Source organism: Arthrobacter sp. Y3223164 (assembly GCF_059091005.1).
Genome location: NZ_JBNHGF010000334.1, coordinates 1 through 3,093 on the forward strand (window position 1 = coordinate 1; position 3,093 = coordinate 3,093).

Annotated in this window: 3 protein-coding genes and 1 pseudogene; all 4 read left to right on the plus strand. The window is 67.1% G+C overall.

Translation table 11 applies throughout. The features are described 5' to 3' along the window. Positions 1-223 precede the first annotated feature (223 nt). On the plus strand, positions 224-1,411 hold the full coding sequence (locus AC5RUJ_RS13540) for a 4-hydroxybenzoate 3-monooxygenase (protein WP_494000496.1): 1,188 nt from the start codon (positions 224-226) through the stop codon (positions 1,409-1,411). Positions 1,412-1,482: 71 nt separating this feature from the next. Beyond that, positions 1,483-2,328, plus strand: coding sequence for a protocatechuate 3,4-dioxygenase subunit beta (gene pcaH, locus AC5RUJ_RS13545; protein ID WP_494000495.1), 846 nt, complete (start codon positions 1,483-1,485; stop codon positions 2,326-2,328). Next, the gene (gene pcaG / locus AC5RUJ_RS13550) at positions 2,328-2,900 is read left to right on the plus strand and encodes a protocatechuate 3,4-dioxygenase subunit alpha (RefSeq protein ID WP_494000494.1); all 573 of its coding nucleotides are present in this window, start codon (positions 2,328-2,330) and stop codon (positions 2,898-2,900) included. Before pcaH ends, pcaG begins: the two co-directional genes overlap by 1 nt. Positions 2,901-2,906: 6 nt before the next feature. Then, a pseudogene (locus AC5RUJ_RS13555) lies at positions 2,907-3,093 on the plus strand (hypothetical protein); the annotation flags it as partial.

Here is a 3,093-nt window from a genome sequence, read left to right on the forward strand (position 1 = left end):
CCTCGGCGTGGTGGTGCCGCTGGGCTTCGAGAACTTCCACGCCGTGGTGCCGGCGCTGATGACGGCGGCGCGCGGCATCTCCCGGGCCATGGGCGTCGCGCTGTGACAGCGGCGGCCACCGCCGTCGTAATTCTCATTCAATAAGAACGCCGGGGCGGAATCCGTGTCGCCGGGCTCACACTGGTGAAGAGACGGCTTCCTCTTCGACCCAGGAGACTTACCCATGGCGCAACCGCAGATCATCAAAACCAAGGTAGGAATCGTCGGCGGGGGACCGGCCGGCCTGATGCTCAGCCACCTGCTGGCCCGGCACGAGATCGACAACCTCGTGGTGGAATCCCGTGACCACGACACCATCCACAACACCCACCGGGCCGGCATCCTGGAGGCGGGCTCGGTCAAGATGCTGACCGACACCGGCGTCGACGGCCGGGTGCTGACCGAGGGCGACGAGCACGCCGGCATCGATCTGCGCTTCAACGGAGAGTCGCATCCGCTGGACTTCAAGGACCTCGTGGACGCCACCGTGACCCTGTACGCGCAGAACGAGGTGTTCCTGGACCTGGCCGCCGCCCGCAGGCGCGACGGCGGCGACGTGCGCTACGAGGCCGAGGTCACCGAGGTGCTGGACCTGGAGACCACCACGCCCAAGTTCAGGTTCACGGACAAGGACGGCGCCGCCTTCGAGGTGCACTGCGACATCCTGGTGGGTGCCGACGGCTCCCGCAGCTTCTGCCGCCGCGCGGTGAAGGGGGAGCAGGACTACAAGATCGAGTATCCGTTCGCCTGGTTCGGCATCCTGACCGAGGCCCCGAAGAGCGCCCCGGAACTGATCTACGCGAACTCGCCGCACGGCTTCGCGCTGATCTCCCAGCGCAGCGAGACCGTCCAGCGCATGTACTTCCAGTGCGATCCGGCCGAGAACGTGGACGACTGGAGCGACGACCGGATCTGGGCGGAACTGCAGAAGCGGGTCGACGGGCCCGACGGCTTCCAGTTGAAGCAGGGACCGATCTTCGACAAGACCGTGCTGGCCTTCCGCTCCTTCGTGCGGGAACCGCTGTCCCACGGGCGCATGTTCCTGGCCGGCGACGCCGGACACACGGTGCCGCCCACCGGGGCCAAGGGCCTGAACCTGGCCTTCGCGGACGTCAAGGTGCTCTTCGAGGCCATCGACTCGTTCTACTCCACCGGCAGCGACGCACTGCTGGAGGGCTACTCCGACCTGGCGCTGCAGCGGGTTTGGAAGGCGCAGAACTTCTCCTACTGGATGACCAGCATGCTGCACACCCGCACGGATGCCTCGCCCTTCGAGACCAAGCGTGCCCTCGGCGAGCTGGCCACCGTGACCGGTTCCCGCTTCGGGCAGCAGTACCTGGCCGAGTCCTACACGGGCTGGCCGCACAAGTGACCGCTCCGCCCGCACCACGCCGGGCGCGCAAACCCTTAAACCATCCACAGCCACAACGGAAAGGAGTCCCGATGAGCGACGCACAAGCTCCGGACGAGGCTTTCGAGGACGAGACGTTTGACGACAGCCACCTGCTGGACCCTGCCGCCACCACGGATTCGCAGGAAAAGATCAGCCAGGAAATTGCCGACAGCCACGAGGCGTACCGCAAGAGCGTGGAGGCCGGCGGCGCCGAAGAGACGCAGCCGCGCATCGACTTTGCGCCGTACCGCTCCTCGCTGCTGCGCCACCCCACCAAAGACCTGCACCACGCGGACCCGGAGACCATCGAGCTGTGGAGCCCGGCCTTCGGCGAGCGTGACGTGCACGCCCTGGAGTCGGACCTGACCATCCAGCACAACGGCGAGCCGATCGGCGAGCGGATTATCGTGCAGGGCCGTGTCCTGGACGGCGACGGACGCCCGGTGCGCAACCAGCTGGTGGAGGTCTGGCAGGCCAACGCCGCCGGCCGCTACGTGCACAAGCGCGACCAGCACCCGGCCCCGATCGACCCGAACTTCACCGGCGTGGGCCGCTGCATCACCGGGCCCAACGGCGAGTACAAGTTCACCACCATCAAGCCCGCCCCCTACCCGTGGAAGAACCACCACAACGCCTGGCGCCCGGCACACATCCACTTCTCGCTGTTCGGCACCGACTTCACCCAGCGCATGATCACCCAGATGTACTTCCCGGGCGACCCGCTGTTCCCGCTGGATCCGATCTACCAGTCGATCACCGACCCGGCGGCCCGCGACCGCCTGGTCGCCACCTATGACCACTCGGTCACCAGCCACGAGTGGAACACCGGCTACCGCTGGGACATTGTCCTTTCCGGCAGCAACCGCACCTGGATGGAAGAAGGCGAGGAGCACTGATGAGCGAGTCCACCACCAAACTGGTGCCCACCCCGGGCCAGACCATAGGCCCGTTCTACGGCTTCGCGCTGCCCTACGAGAAGGACAGCCAACTGGTCCACCGCGCGCACCCCGGGTCCATCCGGCTGCACGGCGTGGTCTACGACGGCAACGGCACCGTGATCCCCGACTCCATGCTGGAGATCTGGCAGGCCGACGAGCACGGCAAGATCTCCCGCGAAACCGGTTCCCTGGTCCGCGACAACCACACCTTCACCGGCTTCGGCCGCGTGGCCGTGGACAACGTGGGCCACTACACCTTCACCACGGTCAACCCGGGTGCCACCGAGCCGGGCAAGGCCCCGTTCATCTCCCTGGTGGTCTTTGCCCGCGGCCTGCTGAACCGGCTGTTCACCCGGATCTACCTGCCGGAGGAAACCGAGGCGCTGGCGAACGACCCGCTGCTGTCCTCGCTGCCGGAAGAGCGGCGGAACACGCTGATCGCAGAGCGCGAACCGAACGGCGACCTCCGCTTCGACATCCGGCTGCAGGGTGACGGCGAGACCGTCTTCCTGACCTACCCGGGGATTTAGGCCTGTATGAATCCGGCGGACCACGCTGATTTCGGGCTGCTGTCTCCGGCCTCGGCCGGGACAGCAGCGTCCCGTTTAACCAGCGACTACCAATTCATCCAAGCCATGCTCGACGTGGAGCTTGAATGGACCCGCGTGCTGGCCGACGCCGGCCGGGTGGCCGCCGAGGCCGTGCCGGCCGTCGAGCGGGCCT

Bases quoted from the DNA above. Each gene is read 5' to 3' on its own strand.
- AC5RUJ_RS13540 (WP_494000496.1), top strand. From the start codon at position 224: ATGGCGCAACCGCAGATCATCAAAACCAAGGTAGGAATCGTCGGCGGG.
- pcaH (WP_494000495.1), top strand. From the start codon at position 1,483: ATGAGCGACGCACAAGCTCCGGACGAGGCTTTCGAGGACGAGACGTTT.
- pcaG (WP_494000494.1), top strand. From the start codon at position 2,328: ATGAGCGAGTCCACCACCAAACTGGTGCCCACCCCGGGCCAGACCATA.